The following is a 21,008-nucleotide window of genomic DNA, read 5'->3' on the forward strand; positions in this document are numbered from 1 at the left end:
AAATTTTTCCCGGACTATACAGCCTGGCCGTTACAGCACGGTCAGGCTTTTTTTTAGGTCATTTTCTGGCTCTCCGTTTTTCCATCTCCCCGGCAATCCGTCGGGAATGGTCGTCTCCAGACGCGTGGAGGTGGTCGGCCACGCTGAAATAATCCTGGTCATTGCGGTTCTGGCTGAGCTTGAAGCGGGTGTCTACCCGGTCTATGCTCAATTCGAAGCCCGTAATGGCCTTCAGGTTATTGTGCAGTTCCTTTTCCCCGATGTCGGTTATTTTAACGGGCTGTGCGGAAGCCGCTTCATAGCGCTCCATGAGGCGGGTAAGGGATTGCAGCAGTTCGGCCTCGTCCAGTATGCGCAGTTGCCCGTATACGTGTACGGCAATATAATTCCAGGTGGGTATTTTTTCTTTGGCGTACCAGGAAGAAGAAATGTAGGCGTGCGGGTCCATGAACACGGCCATAAAGGTCTGGCCCGATGTAAAGGAGCGGGATTGGGGATTCACGTTCGCAATGTGGCCGCGCAGCACAAAGTCTCCCCGGCCCGGTGTTTTTTCTTCCAGCTCAACAGGCAGGTGCGTGCCTTCCGGCAAGCCGTTCTGCACGCTTACCAGCAGGGCAAAGCTGTTTTGGCGGATGAAACCGGCAATGGTATCCCAGTCTTTTTCCTGGTTGTATTTGGGGGAGTACATAATGTTGGCTTATATATAGGCCCGGCGCCGTCTGAAAAGGCGCCGGGCCGTGAATGATCTATACAACGATTTCCACCACCTTGGTAGGCTCTATGTTGGCGTTGCGCATGGCTATGCTGCGGGCAGCGGTGCCGGCAAAGTCCGCAAAAGCCTGCTGGGTAACAGCGTCGCCACCGGCCACGGCGGGCACGCCTTCATCTCCTCCCTCGCGGATGCTCTGTACCAGCGGTATCTGGCCCAGGAAGGGGATTTCCAGCTCCTCGGCCAGGCGTTTGCCGCCCTCCTTGCCAAAGATGTAATATTTATTGTTGGGCAGCTCTGCCGGTGTGAAATAGGCCATGTTTTCCACCAGGCCGATGATGGGCACCCGTATCTGCGGGCTGTTGAACATACTGATGCCTTTTTTGGCGTCTGCCAGGGCCACATCTTGCGGGGTGGTGACAATAATAGCGCCGGTTACGGGCACGGTCTGCACCAGGGTCAGGTGAATATCGCCGGTGCCGGGCGGCATGTCTATGATGAGGTAATCCAGGTCATCCCAGTACACGTCCGTTACAAACTGCTTCAGTGCGCTGCTGGCCATGGGGCCGCGCCACACAATGGCCTGCTTTTCGTCTACCAGCAAGCCGATAGACATGAATTTGATGCCGAACTTTTCCATGGGCGCTATCATGCCCTTGCCTTCAATGTTCACCATCATAGGCCTTTCTCCGCGTACGCCGAACATAATGGGAACGGACGGGCCGTAAATGTCCGCATCCATCAGTCCCACTTTGGCGCCGTCTTTGGCCAGCGCCAGCGCCAGGTTGGCAGCCACGGTAGATTTTCCTACGCCTCCTTTGCCGGAGGCTACCATGATGATATTTTTAACGTTGGGCAGCAGGGCCTTCCCGTCTTTACGATTAGTGCTGACATTGGCTGTCATTTTTACATCCACCTCCGCATCTTTGCTTACCAGGTGCACGATTGCGTTCACACAGGCATTTTTGATCATTTCTTTCAACGGACAGGCGGGCGTGGTCAGCACCACCGTGAATTTAACTTTATTACCATCGATCTCGATGTCCTTTACCATGTTAAGGGTCACCAGATCCTTGCCCAGATCGGGTTCCTCCACATTTGACAGGGCCTCCAGTACCTTCTCTTTTGTGATCATAAATTGTTGTTAAAATTGTTTCCGATCAGCAAAGTTAACCTAAAATGAGGTTTAATTTGTTGGTTTTATATTCGGGTTTCCGGGTGGAACGTTTTATCTTAGTAGTTGCATGCACAAAAGACTGATCATACTTTTTTCCCTGCTGTTTCTGCCGTTTTTGTTAAAAGCGCAGCTCAAGGCGTTCAAAGACAGTATTATACAACTTTCCGGTATTACGATGACGGCAGACAGCCTGCGGGCCATTCCCGCGGTGAGTATATTGGTGAAAGGGCAGCACCGTGGTACCATTTCCAACAGCCAGGGGGTGTTCTCCATTGTGGCTTTCAAGGGAGATACCCTTACTTTCAGCGCCATCGGCTTCAGAAGGAAGGATTACAAGATCCCCACAGACCTTATCGGCAACAGCTTTTCCATGATACAACTGATGACGGAAGACACAGTGTACCTGTCTGAGACCATCATCAAACCATACCCTTCCCGGCGCGAGTTTGAGAAATTGTTTGTGAGCATGGACATCCCGAACGATATGTACGAGATTGCCCGCAAAAACAACGAATCCGCCAAACTCAGAGCACTGGCCAAGTCCATGCCCATAGACGCCGGGGGCGCTTATAACGTGTTCATGCAAAAACAACAGCAATCCCTCTACTACGCCGGGCAAACGCCCCCGCAGAATATCTTCAATCCCATAGCCTGGGCACAATTCATAGAGTCCTGGAAGCGGGGGGACTTCAAGCGGAAAGATTAGCGGCGCGCCTTGTGAATGGTTTTTCCTTAAATTGCCGCTTTATTCTATTCAACCATTCACCAAAATAATTCCTTATGCAGAAAATAGCTGTGATCGGCGCAGGCACCATGGGCAACGGTATTGCACATGTATTTGCGCAGCATGGTTTTTCCGTTCACCTCGTTGATGTTTCGCAACCCGCGCTGGACAAAGCGCTGGCTACCATCGGGAAAAACCTTGACAGGCAGATCGCCAGGGAAGTGATGACCGCGGAAAAGAAACAGCAAACCCTTTCCAACCTGCAAACCTTTACCAGCCTTTCTTCCGGCGTGCAAGACGTGCAGCTGGTAGTAGAAGCCGCTACGGAGAATACAGACCTCAAACTGAAAATATTCCGGGAACTGGATGAGCATACCGGGCCAGCCACGGTGCTGGCCACCAATACGTCATCTATTTCCATCACCAAAATAGCCGCCGCTACCAGCAAACCGGGCAAGGTAATAGGCATGCATTTCATGAACCCCGTGCCGGTGATGAAACTGGTAGAGATCATTAATGGTTACGCCACAGAGAAAACGGTTACACAACAGATCACTGATCTGTCCGTACAACTCGGCAAGGTGCCCTGTGTAGTGAACGACTACCCCGGTTTTATTGCCAACCGCATCCTGATGCCGATGATCAACGAAGCTATTTATTCTTTGTACGAAGGTGTGGCGGGCGTTACGGAAATAGATACGGTGATGAAGCTGGGTATGGCGCACCCCATGGGGCCGCTGCAGCTGGCCGATTTTATCGGGCTGGATGTGTGCCTTTCCATTCTGCATGTGTTATACACCGGTTTTGGCAATCAAAAATATGCTCCCTGCCCGCTGCTGGTGAACATGGTAACGGCCGGGCACCTGGGCGTGAAGAGCGGCGCAGGTTTTTATAGCTACACTACCGGCAGCAAGGAGCTGACGGTGAGCGAACGTTTTTCCTAGCCTGCGTATTTGGCCCGGTACTCTTTGGGGGAAAGGCCCACTATTTTGCGGAATACCTGCCGGAATGCCTTGGCATCTTCGTACCCGGCATGCATCATTACACCTGTAATATTTTCCTGCTTCTGTTCCAGCAGCTTTTTAGCCGCTTCAATGCGTATGCGCTGCAGGTATTCAATGGGTGTAATACCGGTGGCTATTTTGAAGCGGCGGATGAAGTTGCGGCGGCTCACCGGCAGGTCACGTATCACTTCTTCTACCGTTACCCTGTCACGAAACCGGTTCTCCATACGCATTTGCGCTTCAGACACCAACTCGTCCTGGTGGCGGTGGGAGGGAGACCATACCGCAAAGTAGGATTGCTGCTCGCGGTCCATGTCTATGGCAAACAATTTGGCCACATAGATCGCCACCTTCCGGCCGCAGTATTTCTCCAGGATGTGCAGCAGCAGGTGAAAAGTGGAAGTAGCGCCGCCGCTGGTGTACACGCCGTCATCGTCTGTTACTACGGCCTTGGGCTGCACCTTTATTTCCGGGAACCTGTGCGCCAGCTCCCCGGCAGCGGCTACATGAGTGGTGGCGCATCTGTTCCGCAGCAGGCCGCTGGCGGCCAGCATAAATACGCCGGTGCAAAAGCTGGCTACTTCCGCGCCGCCTTTGAACTGCTGCTGCAGCCAGGGCAGAAAATGCGCATTCTCTTCCAGATGAGCGGCCGCGTCTCCCGGCTGAAAAGCGGGTACCAGCACCAGGTCTGCCTGCGGTGCTTTGTGCAGGGGCACCGGCTGGTAGAGGTCGTACAGCAACTGCGGGTCCGGTTCTGTTTCGGGGCTGATGAGGGTGATATCGAAGAAAGCCTCTCCTGTATTGTCCCGGTAAAAGGCATTGACGGTCTGGAATACGTCAAGAATGGCCGCAATACTGATATGGCGGTATTTTCGGCTGAGTAGAACAGATATTTTTTTCATAATTCTTGGGGAATAGCTGCTACTAAGATACAGCATTTTTTGGCACAAATGCCCCGCTTATTGACTTAATCACCATCTGTGCGGGTGGCCGCTTCCTGTTAATTTTGTATAAAAGGCTGACTTTCGCCGTTCGATAATTGACAACACAAAAAGGTATCTGCCGGGCGCGGATACCTTTTTTTTACAGGAAGTATAAAGGCCGGCATGGTAGCCGGCCTTTTAGGTGTTGTTGCTGGAATTTTTAAATTCGTACCCGCAGTAGGCACAGTGGGTAAGCCCCGCCTGTTTGGCGCTGTGCGCGCCGCAGGCCGGACAGTCTTTTGCTTTCAGGTGCTGCAGTTTGTCACCCTCTCCGGGCGGGTTTAACTTCAGCTTGTCAATAATGCTCAGCGGCTTGTTGGTTTCTTCGTTCATAGCACTAATGTTTCCTTGTTCTGTTTGGTCCGTCGCTGAGTTAAATATAATAAATTAATTTAAATTAAAAAGCATTTATACGCCTCCGGGAAGAGGATCTAAGAGTTTTTTTTCCGGTTGGGGGCGGTAAATGCCGGCGGCGATCCTCTCCACAAAAGATTTCGGGAAAAACCTGGGCAGCACGGCGTTGAGCCGGTTGGTGAAACCCGGTACAATTTCCGCCTTGCCGGCAAAAAGGCCTTCCACGGCTGTTTTTCCAACGCTTTCGGCCGTCATGTTAAAACGCTGCGCAATTTTAAGCGTACTAACACCCATGCCTGCACGATTAACAAAATCCGTATCCGTGCTGCCGGGTATGAGGCAGCTTACCGACACGGGAGATTGTTTCAGCTCCTGGCGGAGGCCACGGGTGAAGGAGAGCACAAAGGCCTTGGTAGCAGCGTACACATTGAGGTAGGGTACGGACTGGAAGGCAGTGGTACTGCCCACGTTCAGCAGGTAAGACTGCGGGAAGTTCCTCAGCACCGGAATAAAAGCGTGAGAAATGGCTACCTGTGCGCGGATGTTGAGGTCAATAACATTGAGCTGTGCTTCCAGCGGCAATGCCTCAAACCGGCCGTTGAGCCCGTAACCGGCATTGTTCACCACTACGTTCAGCAAATGATGGTAGCCGCCCGTCCAGAGTTTCAACTGGTCTGCCGCGCCGGGTCGGGAAAGATCTATCTGCAGGTGCTGTACGTCTACATGGTACTGTGCCACCAAGTCTGCCGCGGTACGCTGCAGCGCCGGGCCGTCAAGGTCAGCCAGCAACAGGCGGTATTTCTTTTCTGCGAGTGATGCCGCAATGGCCCTGCCAATTCCTTTGGCTGCGCCGGTAACAAGAGCATATGACATGTTGTTCTTTTTTTGATGGGTGATGGATCAGGCGCGCGCGTTCAACTCCGGCACCACGGTTGCCGCCGGCGTAGGCCGCTGGCGTATCTGCGCCAGCCGGTGGTAAAAAGGAGTGGGGCTGCCGGCGTGTTTGGGTTGGTACGCCCCGGTAATTACCGGGATATACATCACCCTGCGCCGGCTTTTTTCTCCTGTGAACGGCGACTGCTGTACACGGTGCCACAACCGCCCGTCGTGGATCGTGAGGTCGCCTGCTTCAATGTTGAAACCCACTTCCCTTTTATCTGGTTGATGATCAATGAAATATTTTTTCCGGAAGAGCAGGCGGAACAAGCCCTGCCGGTGTGTACCGGGCAGTACCCGAAGGCCCCCGTGCGCATGAGGGCAATCGTCCAGGTGAAGTCCCACGTTCAGCATTGGCATAATACGGCTACCCAGGAAGAGGTCTCGCGGGCTGTCTGTATGCCAGCCCAGCTGTTTGAACTGGCTGTTTTCGGTGTTGAGATAATGGTTCACCACAAGGCCGTCTTTCTCATTTTCGCTGATGCGCCCGTTGTATGGTTGCAGCAGTACTTTCAGCGCGTCCAGCCGTTTGTCTTTGAGGAAATTACTGAGCACACTGCTGTATTGTGATGCAAATGCAATGCGCTGGATGAAAGGCCGGCCTTCATCATCGTGGCCGAACTTCAGGGGGATGCCGTTCACTTTCCGGATACCATAGCGCAGCAACTGGTCCTGCACCTGCTCCGTTTCCCGCAGAAAACGCGCTACGGTAGCTTTGTCTACAAAATTTCTGAACTGGATGATCCCGTACTTGCGGAAATATTGCAATTGAGACGGGGTAATGGTGCCCTCAAAATGGAACACAGGTTGGTCTGCCTTTTTCATGAAAAAAAGTTTGGTTGGTTTTTGAATACGATAACGGGCCTGCCCGCTGTGCAGGAGAAAATAATGGCTGGTGCAAATGTTCTGAAACGGTAATTAGCGGCAACAACAACATGCACCGGGGTGCATGACGGTTATGGCCTGCAGGTAGCGTGCGGAGGGCGATGTGTAATGTAGTGTCATGGTTGGAATTTTATTAGTCTACCAATTTTGTAGACAAATGTAGCAGGGAAAAACAAGATCACAAAATTTTTTTTTGGTCAAAGGTATTTTTGCTGAAAAGTTTTATCTGCCGGGCCTGATACCGGCGCAAATGGTGTTACATTTGAAATACAATACGATCATTATGAACTACCAGGTATTAGGACGATCTGATCTGAAGATCAGCGAAGTGTCTTTCGGCTGCATGTCTCTCGGCATGGACGATGCGGAGAACGAGAAACTGCTTCACCGCGCCATTGCGCTGGGCATCAACTATTTTGACACGGCAGACCTTTATGACAAGGGCTTCAACGAAAGTTCCGTGGGCAAAGCGTTGCGGGGCAAACGAAAGGATGTGGTAATAGCTACCAAGGCGGGCAACCAGTGGCGGGCAGACGGCAGCGGCTGGGATTGGAACCCGCGCAAAGACTATATTCTGGCCTGCGCGGAGGCCAGCCTGAAAAGGCTGGGTACGGATTATATTGACCTGTACCAGCTGCATGGCGGCACTATAGATGACCCTATAGACGAAACCATTTCAGCCTTTGAACAACTGAAAGAACAGGGAAAGATCCGTTACTACGGCATCTCGTCTATCCGCCCTAATGTAATACGCGAGTACGTAAAACGTTCCAATATCGTAAGCGTGATGATGCAGTACAGCTTGCTGGACAGGCGGCCGGAAGTGAGCTGCCTGCCCCTGTTGCAGCAGCACGGCATCAGCGTGCTGGCACGCGGCAGCGTGGCTAAGGGCCTGCTGATCAACAAACCTGCGGAACCATATCTTTCTTACAGCGAGGAAGAAGTGCAGCGGGCTAAAGACGCCGTGGCGGCAATTTCCGGCCAGCAACGTTCCATGGCGCAAACGGCGCTGAAGTATGTGCTGATGCATCCCGTTGTTGCCTCGGCCGTGTTGGGCATCCGCACTATGGAGCAGCTGGAAGAGGCGGCCGCCGAGGCGCCGCGGCTGAATGAAGCGGAGTATGAGCAGCTCACCGCGGCGGTCCCTATCCAGGATTATGAGCTGCACAGATAGCACCGCTTTTTTTTATTTCAGCAGCCCTTGCGCCGTCAGCTCATGCACAATGGCCCTGGTGTAACTTTTTGAAAAGTCATCTACGCCGCTGGGGTTGAACGTGGCGGACTGCACGGAAAAGAGCAGCGCTTCAGATGAGCAACAGCAGCTTGGTGATGTTCTTCATGAGTGGTAGGTTTTACATACAGCATTCATCCCGCCGCGATTGTTGCCGGATGTTCATTTCCGGACAACAGCTGTTCCGAAACCGGACATGGAAAGAAGGTTGTGTATTGATTATCAATATGTTCAGGCATGGTATTCTGTTTGTTGCATCCAGGTAACCACGCTCAAAAACCGTACTATGTTCCGTAACTACCTCAAAACCGCCTGGCGCAATCTGTGGAAGAACAAAACCTATTCCACCATTAACATCCTGGGATTGGCCATCGGTATGGCCGCCTGCATCGTGATCCTGCTGTTCGTGCTATACGAGAGAAGGTTTGACGGCATGCATGGCAAAAATATTTACCGGCTTTGTGAAGTGCAGAAATTTGAAGGCATGGTAGCGCCGCAAAATGTGGCCCTCAGTATGTACCCGATGGGCAACACCCTGAAAGAGGAATTTCCGGAAGTGAAAGATTTTGTACGGGTAAGCGGCAACGGGAACGTAGACCTGAATTACAATGGCAAGCGGATCTTTGCGGAGCGCCTTGCTATTGTGGATTCCACGTTCCTGAAAATTTTTGATTTCAGGGTTACCGCCGGCCAGCGGGAAAGCGCGCTGATGAAACCGAACAGTATTGTGCTGACGGAAAAAACGGCCAAAAACCTGTTCGGGAACGAAGATCCGGTAGGCAAAACCGTGATGCGCTATATTGGCGATACTACGGCGCTGATGGTAACAGGTGTTGTCATTGTGCCGGAAAATTCGCATTTGCAGTTTGACGGGCTGGTTTCATTCAGCACCATATACAACCCCCGCATGTCGCAAAACTGGGGCGGCAACTGGCTCACCACCTACCTGGTGCTGGAGAAGAACACCAACGTGGCGGCCCTGGAGCAAAAGTTTCCCGCCTACCTGAAAAGGCATATGGCGGAAGACGACCGGTGGAAGAACTATGAACTGTTCCTGCAACCTTTATCTGCCGTACATGCGGGTTCTACAGATATCACGCATGATTATCTGAATGCGAAGAAATTTGACCAGCGGTACACCTATATTTTTTCCATCATCGCCATTATCATACTGGTGATTGCCTGCATCAATTTCATGAACCTTTCCACCGCGCGGTCTTCAGAACGGGCCAGGGAGGTGGGCGTGCGCAAGGCTATTGGGGCGCGGCGCGGGCAACTGAGCTGGCAGTTTATGGGAGAATCCGTTCTGCTATCCCTGATGGCGCTGGCAGTGGCTTTGCTGGTGGTGAAACTGGTATTGCCCTGGGTGGCCGATTTCAGTGACCGGCGTATTGAATTGCCGCTTTTTACCAGCCCTCTTGCATTGCCTGTTGCCATTGCGGCCACCGTGCTGGTGGGCATGCTGGCGGGGTTATACCCCGCCGGGTACCTGGCTTCCTTTGAACCGGTAAAGGTGCTGAAAGGTTCTCCCCAAACCGGGCGTAACCGCGGTACACTGCGCAACATACTGGTGGTAGGGCAATTCACCGCCGCCGTATTTCTCATCATAGCCACCATTTTTGCGCTCAAACAGCTGCGTTTTATGCAAACGCGGGACCGTGGTTTCAACGGAGAGCAGGTAATGCTCGTTGGCCTGGACCGTGACACCAACCGGAAGTATGATGTGATCAAACAGGAGCTGCTGGGCAACAGCCTGGTGAACGGCGTTACCGCATCACAACAGCGGCTGGGCGGCAACATTCACCAGGGCGGCGTGGTGTACCATAGCGGTAACGGGCCGCGGCGGGAGCTTACCTCTTCCGGCGTTGTGGTAGACAAAGATTATTTGCGGGTATATAAAATTCCCATCATTGCCGGCAGGGACTTTTCAACAGACGTAGGCAACAACGGGAGGGAGTACGTGATCAACGAAACACTGGCCCGGGAGCTACTGAAAGAAGACAAGAAAGGAGCTACCATGGAATCCCTTATCGGCAAAATGTTCGGGTACATGGGCATTGATTCAAGCGGCCGTATTGTGGGGGTGGCAAAGGATTTCAACTTCAACTCCCTGCATCACAAGATAGAGACGCTCATGATGTTCAACCAGAAAGATTTCGGGTACAGCGAAATTAGCGTACGGATTGACGGCAAACGCGCCAAAGAAGCGGTGGCCTTCGTAGAAGGCATCTGGAACCAGCAGGCGCCTGGTCATCCCTTCAAATACAGTTTTCTTGACCAGCAGTTTGAACAGATCTATAAAGCAGATCAGCAGGTGAGCACGGTAGTGGCCGTACTGGCGGGGCTGGCCATCATTATTTCCTGCCTTGGCCTGTTTGGCCTGGCTTCTTTTGCCGCAGAGCGCCGCGTGAAGGAGATCGGTATCCGCAAGGTGCTGGGCGCCAGTGTACAGAACATAGTGACCATGCTGAGCCGCGATTTTGTGAAGCTGGTGATCATTGCCAACCTGATAGCCTGGCCCGCGGCCTGGCTGGGCGTTAATACCTGGCTGAAAGACTTTGCCTACCGCATAGACGTGAGTGTGTGGGTATTTATCATAGCGGGCATCATAGCGGTGGCCATTGCCCTGTTCACCGTCAGCTTCCAGGCCATCAGGGCCGGCAGAATGAACCCCGTGCAGAGCCTGAAGTCAGATTGAAGCACTTGCCGGGCAGATGCAAATATGCGCATGATTTTGTATCATTGTTTTCATGTTGATCGAACTCTGCCTGCTCTTTTTTGCCATTGCTTTACTGTATTCATCCGCCGGCTTCGGCGGCGGTTCCAGCTACCTTGCGCTCATGGCGCTGTGGGGCGTGGGTTTTCTGCTCATGAAATCTACCGCGCTGTTCTGCAACATTGCCGTGGTAACCGGCGGTGTTTATCACTTTGCCAGAAACGGCCACCTGCCGGTAAAGAAGGCGCTGCAGCTCAGTATCATCAGCGTGCCCGCTGCATTCCTGGGCAGTTATTTCCCTCTTCGCCAACAGACCTTTTTCCTTTTGCTCGGCATTGCGCTAACGTCTGCCGCGCTGCTGATGGGCTACCGCATGTTCTTTGAACGGCAGACCCATATTAAGACCAAGGGCAGTTTTGCCTATAGCCTGGTGGGTGGCGGCATAGGCCTGCTGTCTGGCATGACGGGCATAGGCGGTGGTATTTACCTGGCGCCGGTGCTGCGCCTGGGGCGGTATGATACGGCCAAGAACATTGCAGGCCTGAGCAGTTTTTTCATCCTCGTCAATTCCATAGCCGGCCTGGCCGGGCAGGCGGCAAAAGGCGCCATGATCTTCCAGTGGAACTTTACACTGCCATTGCTGGCGGTTGTGATAGTGGGAGGGCAGGTAGGCTCCCGGGTGAGTGCGGGCTGGCTGAAGCCCCGGTGGGTAGAAGGCTTTACGGCTTTGCTGATCTTGTACGCAGGCGTGAGGTTGCTGATCACGAAGGTGTAGGCGAGGCTTGAATGTCCGGTTTGCGAAAAATACAGCCTTCACCGCTAACGTACGGAAGCACTTGCCTGCAGCGGGGGCTATTACCCGCCTATCACAGACATACTTTCATGTTGGGAACGCCGGTTGGCGGCGGCCGCTTCAAACCCGTCTTTCTTTTTATGCCATACGGCTGTTTGCAGCGCTTCCAGCAGCTCGCTGTCAGCAGCCCCGCTGCGCAGGCTGTCCCGGATATTCATCACATCATCGCCATACAGGCATGTTTTAACCCCGCCCGTGGGCGTAATGCGGAGGCGGTTGCAGGTACCGCAGAACGTTCTGCTGTAGGCCGGTATAACGCCTACTGTGCCGCAATGCCCGGAAATGCTGTAGTTGAGTGAGGTACTGGCGGTTTCGTCCGGCAGTTTTTCCAGTATATACTTTTCGTTGAGGGTATCCAGTATTTTGCGGTAATGCCAGTTGATACCGGAAAACCCCTTGCCCTGGCCATTGAACGGCATTTCTTCTATAAATCTTATGGAGAGCGGGTTCTCGCGGGTGAGGGCCGCAAAGTTGTGCAGCTCGCCGGTATTGATGCCGTCCATCACCACCATGTTTATTTTTACGTTCATCTGGTGGGCCAGCAGGCTTTCCAGCGTGGCCATCACCTGCGGAAAACGGTTGCGCCGCGTGATCTGGAGAAAACGGTCTGCCTGCAGGGTGTCAAGACTAAGGTTGATGTTACGGATGCCCAGCGCTTTGAGCGCCGGGATGTAAGGCGCCGTAAGCACGCCGTTGGTAGTAATGGAAATATCCATCAGCGGCGTCAGTTTCTCCAGCAGGCGCAGGAGGTCTTTCCGCAAAAAAGGCTCACCGCCGGTGATGCGCAGCTTGGTCACGCCTGCTGACGCCAGCACCCGCATGCTGCGTTCAATTTCTTCGTAAGAAAGTAATTCGCTCCGCTCCAGGAACTGCATATGTTCCGGCATGCAATAGGTGCAGCGCAGGTTGCACCGGTCCGTTACGGAAAGGCGTACGTATTGAATGGTGCGGTGATGTGCGTCTCTTAACATGTATGGCTGCTCAGCGGGTTGTCAAATGCCTGGCTTTCATCTTCGCCCCGCTCTGTAAGGCATTTAAAATCTTTTTCTACCAGTATTTTCAGTTCCGAACCGTCAGGGTTGATGATCACGGCATCAAAACCGGTGAGGTCAGTGCCCGTCCAGGCCTGTATCTGCGTTGCCGGCACCGCCAGGTGAACGGCGGGGCCTTCCAACTGGATAGCGGGCGCCTGAAGGCCTTCCTTTGAGCGTACGCAGAAGTGAAGGGAATGGGCGCCTATACGGGTATGCTCTTCTACTTTTCCCCTGGCTTCCAGTACGGCTATGTCTGCCTTGTCCAGCCGGTACCTGATGCTATTGCCCCTGATCCTTATTTTCATGTGATTTAATTTTAAATGAGCCACACTAAAGTTAAGAAATTATGTAGCTTTATTGCATGAGAGTTTTGTTGTTCGGCATCATGAAGGAAATTGCGGCGGCGGGCACGCTGGATATTGCGGAGCCTTTGCCAGACGTGGGGCAGCTGCGGGCCTGGCTGCTGCAGCAATACCCCGCCATGAAACACCTGCGGTCTGTGATGGTAGCCGTGAACAGGGCCTATGCGCCGGACGGGCAACCCCTGGCCCCCGGAGATGAAATTGCCATTATTCCCCCTCTGAGCGGCGGTTAATTTTTATAGATGGAACACTGGACGAGGATAGACCACAGCATTACGGTGCAGGAGGCGGTAGATTTTGTACAGTCGCCCGCCAGCGGCGGCATTGTTACTTTTACCGGCACTGTTCGTAACCAGACGCAGCAGCGGCCCGTGCTGAAGTTGTTTTTTGAATGTTATGAGCCTATGGCCCTGCTGGAAATGGAAAAAATTGTGCGGGCCGCCAAAGAGAAATGGCCGGTGCAGCGCATGGCCATACTGCATGTAAAGGGAGAGAAACTGCCCGGCGAGGTGGTGGTGGTGATTGCGGTAGCGGCGGCTCACAGGGCGGCGGCATTTGAGGCCTGCCAGTTTGCGATTGATACCCTCAAGGAAACGGTACCCATCTGGAAAAAAGAGTTTTTTGAAGACGGGGAAGTATGGGTAGCGGCGCATCCGTGAAGGTTGCGGTCAGTGCCTTCCCGGGGGCGTTCATGCTCCGGCTGCAAGCATCTTTTACACCGCGTTCCTCCCCAGGAGGCTTTCATTCTCCGGCTGCAGGCTTTTACACCGCGTTCCTCTTCAGCGCAATTGCTGCAGCGCTTCATGCATTTCTTCCGGCGTATTGGCGTTGAACTGTTCATCCGCAAAAGGGTTGTGAAGAACAGCCGTATTGGTGTTGAGCAGGGTTTTACGCGGACAGGTTTTCCCTTCCCCGAAATCTTTTTCCAGCTGCGTCAGCCCTTCCGGCTCCCAAATGGCGATCAGCGGTTCCGGCATATTATTGAAAGGGCTGATAAAAGCCGTGGCGGCCTTTTCTGGCTGGCGGTGCCGCAGCAGGTGCTCAATGCTGCGGGGGCCTATGAGCGGCAGGTCGCAAGCCAGCACCAGCCACGATGTTGCGGGGGCAACGGCACGTGCGCTCAGCAGGCCGGCAGAGGGGCCGGCGCCTTCCACACTGTCTGTGATCACCCTGTTCCAACCGGGGTAAGACTGGCCCGCGCGGCAGGAAAGATATACTTCAGGCAGAAAGTGTTGCAACAGCTCCGCCAGGTATTGCCACTGCGGCATGCCGTGGTAAGTGATGGTGCTTTTGTCCTGCTGCATGCGCGTACTGCGGCCGCCGCATAGCACAAGCCCTTTAAGGTTACCGGTGGATGTCATGTTTACCTCCTGTTTTACTGATCAGTTTTGTTTCGCGGATCACCATTTCCTGCGAGAGCGCCTTGCACATGTCATAAACAGTAAGCGCGGCCACACTGGCGCCGGTGAGCGCTTCCATTTCCACGCCGGTTTTGCCGGTGGTTTTAACCGTGCAGCGTACCACGGCTTCGTTGTTTTCCATGGTGATCTGTACGTCACATTTATCCAGCAGCAGGGTATGGCAGAGCGGTATCAGCTCCGGCGTTTTTTTGGCGGCCATAATGCCGGCTATTACGGCCGTCTGGAACACGGCGCCCTTTTTGGTCAGCAGCTCCTGCCCGCTGAGTTGTTGCAGTACGGGCGGCGGTAACAGCACGCGGCTTTCCGCTACGGCGGTGCGCACGGTGGCGGTTTTGTCACCCACGTCTACCATCTGCGGTTTTCCTGCTTCATTGAGGTGCGTGAATCTTGATGCATTGGCCATAATTGAATAAATTTATCCCAGGCAAAAATAGTTAAAATGATGATGCGCGTTTCAGAAGCATTTGCTGCGGTAATGGCTACGGTGCGTGACTTTGGCACGGAAACCGTGGTTTTTGATGCGGCCTGCGGCCGGGTGCTGCGGGAAAATATTGCGGCAGACCGCCCTTTTCCGCCGTTTGACCGGGTGATGATGGACGGTATTGCCATCCATTTTGACAGCTATGAGCGCGGACAACGCATTTTTGGGCTGGAAGACGTGGCCGCCGCCGGCATGCCCACCCTGCAGCTGGCCAACTTTGCAGACTGCATGGAGGTGATGACGGGCGCCGTATTGCCAGAAAACACAGACACGGTTATCCCTTACGAACATCTTGAGATCACGGAGCATGAAGGCTTTCGCCGTTTCACCATCCTGAAAGATGTTATAAAAGGCCAGCACATCCACCGCCAGGCCTCGGATGTGCCCCAGGGCCATACCTTGCTGCAGCCCGGTGCCCTCATTGGGGCGGCGGAAGCGGGCGTACTGGCCACCGTGGGCAAAACGCAGGTAGCGGTGAGCCGGTTGCCGCGTATTGTACTGGTGGCCACAGGGAATGAACTGGTACCGGTAGAACAGACGCCGGAACCTCACCAGCTACGTATTTCCAACGTTTACAGCCTGCGCGCCGCCCTGCAGCAGGCAGGCTTGCCGGCTGAATATGTACACCTTACGGACGATGTAGCGCACCTGCAGGAAGCGCTGGGGGCCATTGTAAAAGAAGCGGACGTGCTCATTTGCACGGGCGCCGTATCCGCAGGCCGCTTTGACCATTTGCCGGAGGTGTTGCGCGGCCTGGGCGCGCAGCAGGTATTCCACACTGTGCAGCAGCGGCCGGGAAAACCCTTCCTTTTCTGCACGTTCCCGGGCGGGCCCGCTGTGTTTGGCCTGCCGGGCAACCCCGTGTCCGGCTTCATGTGTTTTTACCGGTACGTACTGCCCTGGCTCAGGGCATGCCTGCAATACCCGGCTGCCGCGCAGGAGTACGCGGTGCTGGAAGAAGAAGTGCTGTTTGATAAACCGCTGGAATATTACCTGCCCGTTCAACTTGCTATGCACAACAATGGCCAGCTCACCGCAAAGCCCGCTCCCTATCACGGCTCCGGGGACCTGGCCAGCCTGCTGCATGCGGATGCTTTTATGGCGCTGCCGGCGGAACAGCAGGTGTTCCCGCGGGGGCATAGCTTCCCGGTGTGGCGCTTCAGGTAGCCGGGTGCCGCAGGGATGCGGCCGCAATGCTTACAAACGCTTCTTTCCCCGCCCCGCAAATGTAACAATCATAGGTATCAGGCAATGCCGCAAAAGGGGTGCCTTCTTCAATGTGGCGCAAAGGGTCTCCGGCGGTTTCGTCATATACGGTGAAACAATGCGGGCACTGATGCAGCGGCTTCTCCGCTGCCGTGGCGGGCGGCAGTTGTTGTTGCGTGTATTGCTGCCATACCGGCTGCTCGCTGCCTTTTTCGTAATAATGTTTGCAGAGCGAAACAATGTAGGGCCCCAGGTGCTCTTTCAATACATTGCTCCGGTACACCGTTAACCCGGCCGCGTTGGGATTGAAATCAGCCTTGTACAATATCTCGAACCGCTGCATGTATTTCAGCCGCGTAGGGTACTTGTCTTCCTGCTTGCGTACCAGTATGGAGCCAAAGTGGCCGCCCGCGGCATGCAGGCGTATGCTGAAGCAAAGGCCGTAGGTGCGCACGTCTGCCGTGTCGAAGTGGCGGATGATGTGCCTTTTCAGGATGAGGCTGTCTTCACAATTGTCTGCCACCTGCCAGTTCAGCTCGTTGGCGGCATGCCTTACGTTGATGTTGTATTTGCCGAGCACATAATCCCACAGCTTGCGGTGCGCGGGCTCTATGTTTTTGATGATCACAGATTTCCAGGGGGTGGCGTACAACTGGCCAATACCTGTTTCGAGGCATACCGCGCAGAGATCTTCCAGGAAATGAAGGGGGAAGAACTCGTTGCGCCGGTAAATGCCGAGCCAGTAGTTATGGCCCTGCCGGTTAAAACCTTCATAATACGGCAGGTGGAAAGCCGGCAGTTCCAGCGCCTTGTCAAGCGGCCGGGAAATGCTTTCCGGCGGGCGCTGTGCAATGGCTTCCGGTGTTTCTGCGGCCAGCCGTGTTTCCAGCTCGCGGCTGAGTGCGGCAATGCTGTTGGTATACACCAGCGCGGGCCAGCAGAAGGTATGTTCTTCACCGGGGCGCCGTATGTAGAGGTACCAGTAATTGAGGTATGGGGAAGATATCCAGTTGAGGTGGCCGGTGAAAAAGGGACTGAATGTTTGCTGGCTGTCACAGATATTGATCTTGAGCGAAGGCGGGTAATTGAAGAGGTCGAAAATATCTTTATAGATGCCTTCGGTCACCCAGCCGTCTCCCGTAAAAATGTCTGCGCCGGGGTAGGAGCTGGTGATGTTGGGATGCTGGCGGGAGGCCGTATGCCAGGTGATGCCGGCCGCTTCGCAGGCGGCGGTGAATGATCGCAGCTGCGCCTGCGCTACTTCCAGGAACAGCTCCTGCCGCAGCCCGAAGCGCAGCTCTTTCACTTTTGCTTCGCCTGCTATGCGCAGCAGTTGCTGCAGGTACCCCGGGGAAATAATGCCGCCCCTGAAGTTAATGCGGATGAGTTGTGATTGCCGGGCCATGAGTACGCATTTGTGTTTTGATTTTCGGTTTGCAGGCGTTCAGGAGGTTTTGCACCTCCGGGCGGCAGCTGCCGCAGCCAAGACCAGCGCCGGAAGCGCGGCACAGCCCTTCGAGCGTGGTATGCCCTTCCCTGATCTTTTCCTGTAAGTTGCCTTCTCCCACATTGCCGCAGGAGCAGACCAGTTTGCCCAGCACCGCCGCTCCCTTTCCGCCGGAGCGCAGCAACTGCAGCCGCTTTTCAGACAGCTCCGTTTTCTGGCGGATGAGGTCGCAGAACTCCATGAACTCTGATTTGTCCCCGATGAGGATGGCGCCCACCAGCCTGTCTTGGTGAATGATACATTTTTTATAGTACCGGTGTGTTTTGTCAATGAACACCACTTCTTCGTACGCCGGGTCTGGCGGGGTTTCTACCATGCCCATGGAACAAAGTTCCATGCCCTGCATTTTGAGGATGTTCATCAGCAGGGAGCCTTCGTAGTACCCGGAAATGTCTCCGCCCAGGTGCCGCGCCACTACGCCTGCCTGCTGCTCTGCCGCGGCCGTGATGCCGTACAGCATGTTGTTGCAGGAGGCAATTTCGCCGATGGCGTAGATGGAGGGGTCGCTGGTCTGAAGGTATTCGTTCACCACCACCCCGCGGTTGCACGCCAGTTGCGCGGCCTGTGCCAGCTCTATGTTCGGCACTGTGCCGATAGACATTACAACGGCCTGGCAGGCAATGCTGCGGCCGCTTTTCAGGCGTATGCCTTCCACCTTCCGGGCTCCCGCAAACTGTTCTATTTCATCATTAAAAAAAATATCGATACCCCTGTCTTTCAGCTCCTCATGCAGCAGTTGCGCGCCCAGTGCGTCCAGTTGCCGGTCCATCAGGCGGGAGGTACGTTGTATCACCGCTACTTCCATGTTCATTTCGCGGAGGGAGGCGGCCAGTTCAATACCCAGCAGGCCGCCGCCGGCAATCACGATCTTTCCGCCGCCGGGGTGGATGTGCCGGAGAAAGGCATCGGCGTCCATCCTGCTGCGCATGGTGAAAATGCCCTCCAGGGGCGGCGTGTCCCGCAACCTGGCTGCGCGGCTGCCGGTAGCCAGTATCAGTATGTCATAATGATGGGTGTTGCCTTTGCTGTCTGTAAGCAGGCGTTGTTCACGGTCTATTTTTTCAACGCTGAGGCCGCGGTGCAGGGTGATATTGAAACCCGTTTCTTCCGGTGTGGTCATCTTCACCAGCTGCGCCCATTGTTTGGTACCGCTGATGTAGTCTGGCAGCATTACGCGGTTGTAGAACGGCAGGTCTTCCTTGCTGAACACCGTGATCTCGTCCCGCTGGTTGAGGGCGCGGTATGCCTTTACAAAACCGTAGGCGCCCGCGCCTGCTCCTATGATCGCTATTTTTTGTACCGGTTTTTCATACCGTGCCACTTCTACGGCGGTATATTTCAGGTCAGGTTGTTTGGATATGGCGTCTACCAGGTTGTTTGTAAGGTTGTTGGCCCTGTTCAGGTCATTGTTGAGTATTTTGCCCCAGTGCATGGGGAGGAACACTACGCCCGGCTTGATGGTATTGCACAGCTTCGCTTTTACGCGCACCATGCCGTTGCCGCTATGCACGTCCACTATATCATTTTCCTGTATGCTGCGGGCAAGCGCATCCGTTGGGTGTATCTCCAGGAAAGCGCTGTCTATATGTTGCCGGAGCTTGCTCACCTTGCCGGTTTTGCTCATGGTATGCCACTGGTCACGGATGCGGCCGGTGGTGAGAATGAGGGGGTAGCGCTGGTCAGGCGGCGTGGACCGGTTTTCGTCCCCGAAGCTGTGTATCACCGCTTTGCGGTGCGGGGTATAAAAATGATGGTCTGTAAACAGGCGCGGCGTGCCATGGCCTGCGGCGCCCTGCGGGTAGGGCCATTGCACGCTGCGTTGCCGGCGTAATACATCGTAATTGAGGCCGGTAATGTCTATGTTGGTGCCGGCCGTTAGCCTGCTGTGCTCGGCGTATATCTCTGAAACATGCCCGTAGTCAAAACCATGGTATCCCATTTTTTGGGCAAAGCGGCAGATGATCTCCGCGTCTGGCAACGCTTCTCCCGGGGCGTCCGTGATGCGGGCAAGGTAGCTGATGCGGCGCTCCGCGTTGGTCATGGTGCCTTCTTTTTCCGCCCATGCGGCGGCGGGTAATACCACGTCTGCAAAGCGGAGCGTTTCCGGCTTGCCGGATATTTCCTGCACCACCACAAAGGCGGCCTTTTGCAGTGCCGCTTCCATAAAGCGCGCGTCCGGCAGGCTCACCAGCGGGTTGGAACACATGATCCAGATGGCTTTGAGCTGACCGCTGTGCAGGGCCTCAAACATTTGCGTGGCGGTGAGGCCGGGTTTGGGGGACAGTGTGGCGCCGCCCCAGAACGCCTCTACTTCTTTACGGTGTTGCGGATTGTCCAGCACACGGTGGGCCGGCAGCAGATTGGCCAGCCCGCCCACTTCGCGGCCGCCCATGGCATTGGGCTGCCCGGTGAGGGAAAAAGGCCCGCTGCCGGGTTTGCCGATGTGGCCGGTGATGAGGTGGAGGTTGATGAGGCTGAGGTTTTTGTGTACGCCCACCACGCTCTGGTTCAGCCCCATGGTCCACATGGTCATAAAACCTTTGGCGTCCGCAATGCAGCCTGCCGCGCGGTACAGGTCTTCTTCCGCAATGCCGCAAATGGCCGCGGCCTCTTCAATGCTGCGCTGCATCACCGCTTCGCGGTAGGCGTTGAAGCCCTCGGTATGTTGTGTAATAAAAGCGTTGTCCGTTCTTTCTTTTTCTATCAGTATGCGGCCAACGGCGTGGTGCAGTACAATGTCCGTGCCCGGGTTCAGTTGCAGGTGTACGTCCGCTATGGCGCAGCTCTGTGTAATGCGCGGGTCGCTCATAATGATCTTCATGCGGGGATTGGCCGTGCGCGCGGCTTCTATTCTCCGCCATAAAATAGGATGGCACCAGGCGGGGTTGGCGCCGGCTACCCAGATGCAGTCTGCCTGTTCAATGTCTTCATAACTGCCGGGCACCGCATCTTCCCCCAATGCCATTTTATAGGCGGCCACGGCGCTGCTCATGCAGAGGCGGGAGTTGGTGTCTATATTGTTGCTGCCAATAAAACCCTTTATCAGTTTGTTGACCACGTAATATTCTTCCGTGAGGCACTGGCCGGAGGCATAGAAGGCCACGGCGTCCGGCCCGTGGCGGCGGATGATCTGGGTGAACACGGCGGCCGTTCTTTCCAGCGCCTGCTCCCACGAAACGCGTTGGCGCGGCATGGCGCGGCTGTAACGCATCTCCGGGTACAGCAGCCTGTCTGACGTGTCCATTACGGTGTAATGCAGGTTCATGCCTTTGGAGCACAGCATGCCCTTGTTCACCGGGTGGTCTTTATCTCCTTCTACCGTCAGCTTTCCCAACCTGTCTTTCCGCACAATGATGCCGCAGCCAACACCGCAGTAGCAACAGGTTGTTTTAAATGAGTCCGGCATGATGTGTTATTTATTTTTT

At 54.7% G+C, this 21,008-nt stretch carries 20 protein-coding genes; 8 read left to right on the forward strand and 12 right to left on the reverse strand.

The annotated features are described in order from the left end of the window. Positions 1-58: 58 nt before the first annotated feature. On the reverse strand, positions 59-688 hold the full coding sequence (locus D3A97_RS13885) for an FMN-binding negative transcriptional regulator (protein WP_119079085.1): 630 nt from the start codon (positions 686-688) through the stop codon (positions 59-61). Positions 689-746: 58 nt separating this feature from the next. Beyond that, a complete protein-coding gene (locus D3A97_RS13890) occupies positions 747-1,844 on the reverse strand; it encodes an Mrp/NBP35 family ATP-binding protein (protein WP_119079086.1) in 1,098 nt (365 codons plus the stop codon). A gap of 109 nt (positions 1,845-1,953) precedes the next feature. On the opposite strand from D3A97_RS13890, the gene D3A97_RS13895 reads away from it, so the two are divergent. Together D3A97_RS13895 and D3A97_RS13900 are read left to right on the forward strand one after the other, a co-directional pair. Next, the gene (locus D3A97_RS13895) at positions 1,954-2,592 is read left to right on the forward strand and encodes a carboxypeptidase-like regulatory domain-containing protein (protein WP_119079087.1); all 639 of its coding nucleotides are present in this window, start codon (positions 1,954-1,956) and stop codon (positions 2,590-2,592) included. A gap of 74 nt (positions 2,593-2,666) precedes the next feature. Beyond that, entirely contained in the window at positions 2,667-3,554 is an 888-nt protein-coding gene (locus D3A97_RS13900) for a 3-hydroxyacyl-CoA dehydrogenase family protein (RefSeq protein ID WP_119079088.1), read from the forward strand. Here the strand turns inward: D3A97_RS13900 and D3A97_RS13905 are convergent. From D3A97_RS13905 to D3A97_RS13920, 4 genes are all read right to left on the reverse strand, one after another. Continuing rightward, on the reverse strand, positions 3,551-4,516 hold the full coding sequence (locus tag D3A97_RS13905; RefSeq protein WP_119079089.1) for a GlxA family transcriptional regulator: 966 nt from the start codon (positions 4,514-4,516) through the stop codon (positions 3,551-3,553). The two genes, D3A97_RS13900 and D3A97_RS13905, sit on opposite strands and share 4 nt — an antisense overlap. A 219-nt stretch (positions 4,517-4,735) precedes the next feature. Then, positions 4,736-4,930 carry a hypothetical protein gene (locus D3A97_RS13910; RefSeq protein WP_119079090.1) on the reverse strand — a complete coding sequence of 65 codons (195 nt, stop codon included), beginning with the start codon at positions 4,928-4,930 and terminating at the stop codon, positions 4,736-4,738. Positions 4,931-5,005: 75 nt separating this feature from the next. Continuing rightward, positions 5,006-5,824 (reverse strand): SDR family NAD(P)-dependent oxidoreductase, encoded by an 819-nt coding sequence (locus D3A97_RS13915; protein WP_119079091.1) that lies wholly within the window; start codon positions 5,822-5,824, stop codon positions 5,006-5,008. Between the two features lie 27 nt (positions 5,825-5,851). After that, the gene (locus D3A97_RS13920; RefSeq protein ID WP_119079092.1) at positions 5,852-6,712 is read right to left on the reverse strand and encodes a phytanoyl-CoA dioxygenase family protein; all 861 of its coding nucleotides are present in this window, start codon (positions 6,710-6,712) and stop codon (positions 5,852-5,854) included. Between the two features lie 322 nt (positions 6,713-7,034). On the opposite strand from D3A97_RS13920, the gene D3A97_RS13925 reads away from it, so the two are divergent. From D3A97_RS13925 to D3A97_RS13935, 3 genes are all read left to right on the forward strand, one after another. Then, entirely contained in the window at positions 7,035-7,946 is a 912-nt protein-coding gene (locus D3A97_RS13925) for an aldo/keto reductase (RefSeq protein WP_232825965.1), read from the forward strand. A gap of 343 nt (positions 7,947-8,289) precedes the next feature. Next, complete coding sequence (locus D3A97_RS13930) at positions 8,290-10,701, forward strand: ABC transporter permease (protein ID WP_119079093.1); 2,412 nt, start codon at positions 8,290-8,292, stop codon at positions 10,699-10,701. Between the two features lie 52 nt (positions 10,702-10,753). Further along, the gene (locus D3A97_RS13935) at positions 10,754-11,494 is read left to right on the forward strand and encodes a sulfite exporter TauE/SafE family protein (RefSeq protein WP_119079094.1); all 741 of its coding nucleotides are present in this window, start codon (positions 10,754-10,756) and stop codon (positions 11,492-11,494) included. An 80-nt stretch (positions 11,495-11,574) separates the two neighbouring features. Here the strand turns inward: D3A97_RS13935 and moaA are convergent, their stop codons facing one another. Together moaA and D3A97_RS13945 are read right to left on the reverse strand one after the other, a co-directional pair. After that, entirely contained in the window at positions 11,575-12,543 is a 969-nt protein-coding gene (gene moaA / locus D3A97_RS13940) for a GTP 3',8-cyclase MoaA (RefSeq protein WP_119079095.1), read from the reverse strand. Then, a complete protein-coding gene (locus D3A97_RS13945; protein ID WP_119079096.1) occupies positions 12,537-12,911 on the reverse strand; it encodes a DUF7009 family protein in 375 nt (124 codons plus the stop codon). Before D3A97_RS13945 ends, moaA begins: the two co-directional genes overlap by 7 nt. Positions 12,912-12,967: 56 nt before the next feature. On the opposite strand from D3A97_RS13945, the gene D3A97_RS13950 reads away from it, so the two are divergent. Continuing rightward, positions 12,968-13,201, forward strand: a complete 234-nt coding sequence (locus D3A97_RS13950; protein WP_119079097.1) for a MoaD/ThiS family protein — start codon at positions 12,968-12,970, stop codon at positions 13,199-13,201. A 9-nt stretch (positions 13,202-13,210) separates the two neighbouring features. Beyond that, entirely contained in the window at positions 13,211-13,627 is a 417-nt protein-coding gene (locus tag D3A97_RS13955) for a molybdopterin synthase catalytic subunit (RefSeq protein WP_119079098.1), read from the forward strand. A 120-nt stretch (positions 13,628-13,747) separates the two neighbouring features. Here the strand turns inward: D3A97_RS13955 and mobA are convergent, their stop codons facing one another. Together mobA and moaC are read right to left on the reverse strand one after the other, a co-directional pair. Continuing rightward, positions 13,748-14,329, reverse strand: a complete 582-nt coding sequence (gene mobA, locus D3A97_RS13960; protein ID WP_119079099.1) for a molybdenum cofactor guanylyltransferase — start codon at positions 14,327-14,329, stop codon at positions 13,748-13,750. After that, entirely contained in the window at positions 14,313-14,792 is a 480-nt protein-coding gene (gene moaC / locus D3A97_RS13965) for a cyclic pyranopterin monophosphate synthase MoaC (RefSeq protein ID WP_119079100.1), read from the reverse strand. Before moaC ends, mobA begins: the two co-directional genes overlap by 17 nt. Before the next feature lie 36 nt (positions 14,793-14,828). Here moaC and D3A97_RS13970 point away from each other — a divergent pair, with 36 nt between their 5' ends. Then, positions 14,829-16,037 (forward strand): molybdopterin molybdotransferase MoeA, encoded by a 1,209-nt coding sequence (locus D3A97_RS13970; RefSeq protein WP_119079101.1) that lies wholly within the window; start codon positions 14,829-14,831, stop codon positions 16,035-16,037. Here the strand turns inward: D3A97_RS13970 and D3A97_RS13975 are convergent. Then, positions 16,030-17,481, reverse strand: coding sequence for a rubredoxin (locus D3A97_RS13975; protein WP_119079102.1), 1,452 nt, complete (start codon positions 17,479-17,481; stop codon positions 16,030-16,032). The genes D3A97_RS13970 and D3A97_RS13975 overlap by 8 nt on opposite strands. Next, entirely contained in the window at positions 17,450-20,989 is a 3,540-nt protein-coding gene (locus D3A97_RS13980; RefSeq protein ID WP_119079103.1) for a nitrate reductase, read from the reverse strand. Before D3A97_RS13980 ends, D3A97_RS13975 begins: the two co-directional genes overlap by 32 nt. Positions 20,990-21,008 lie beyond the last annotated feature (19 nt).

The organism is Chitinophaga alhagiae (assembly GCF_003568665.1).
Classification (GTDB): Bacteria; Bacteroidota; Bacteroidia; order Chitinophagales; family Chitinophagaceae; genus Chitinophaga; species Chitinophaga alhagiae.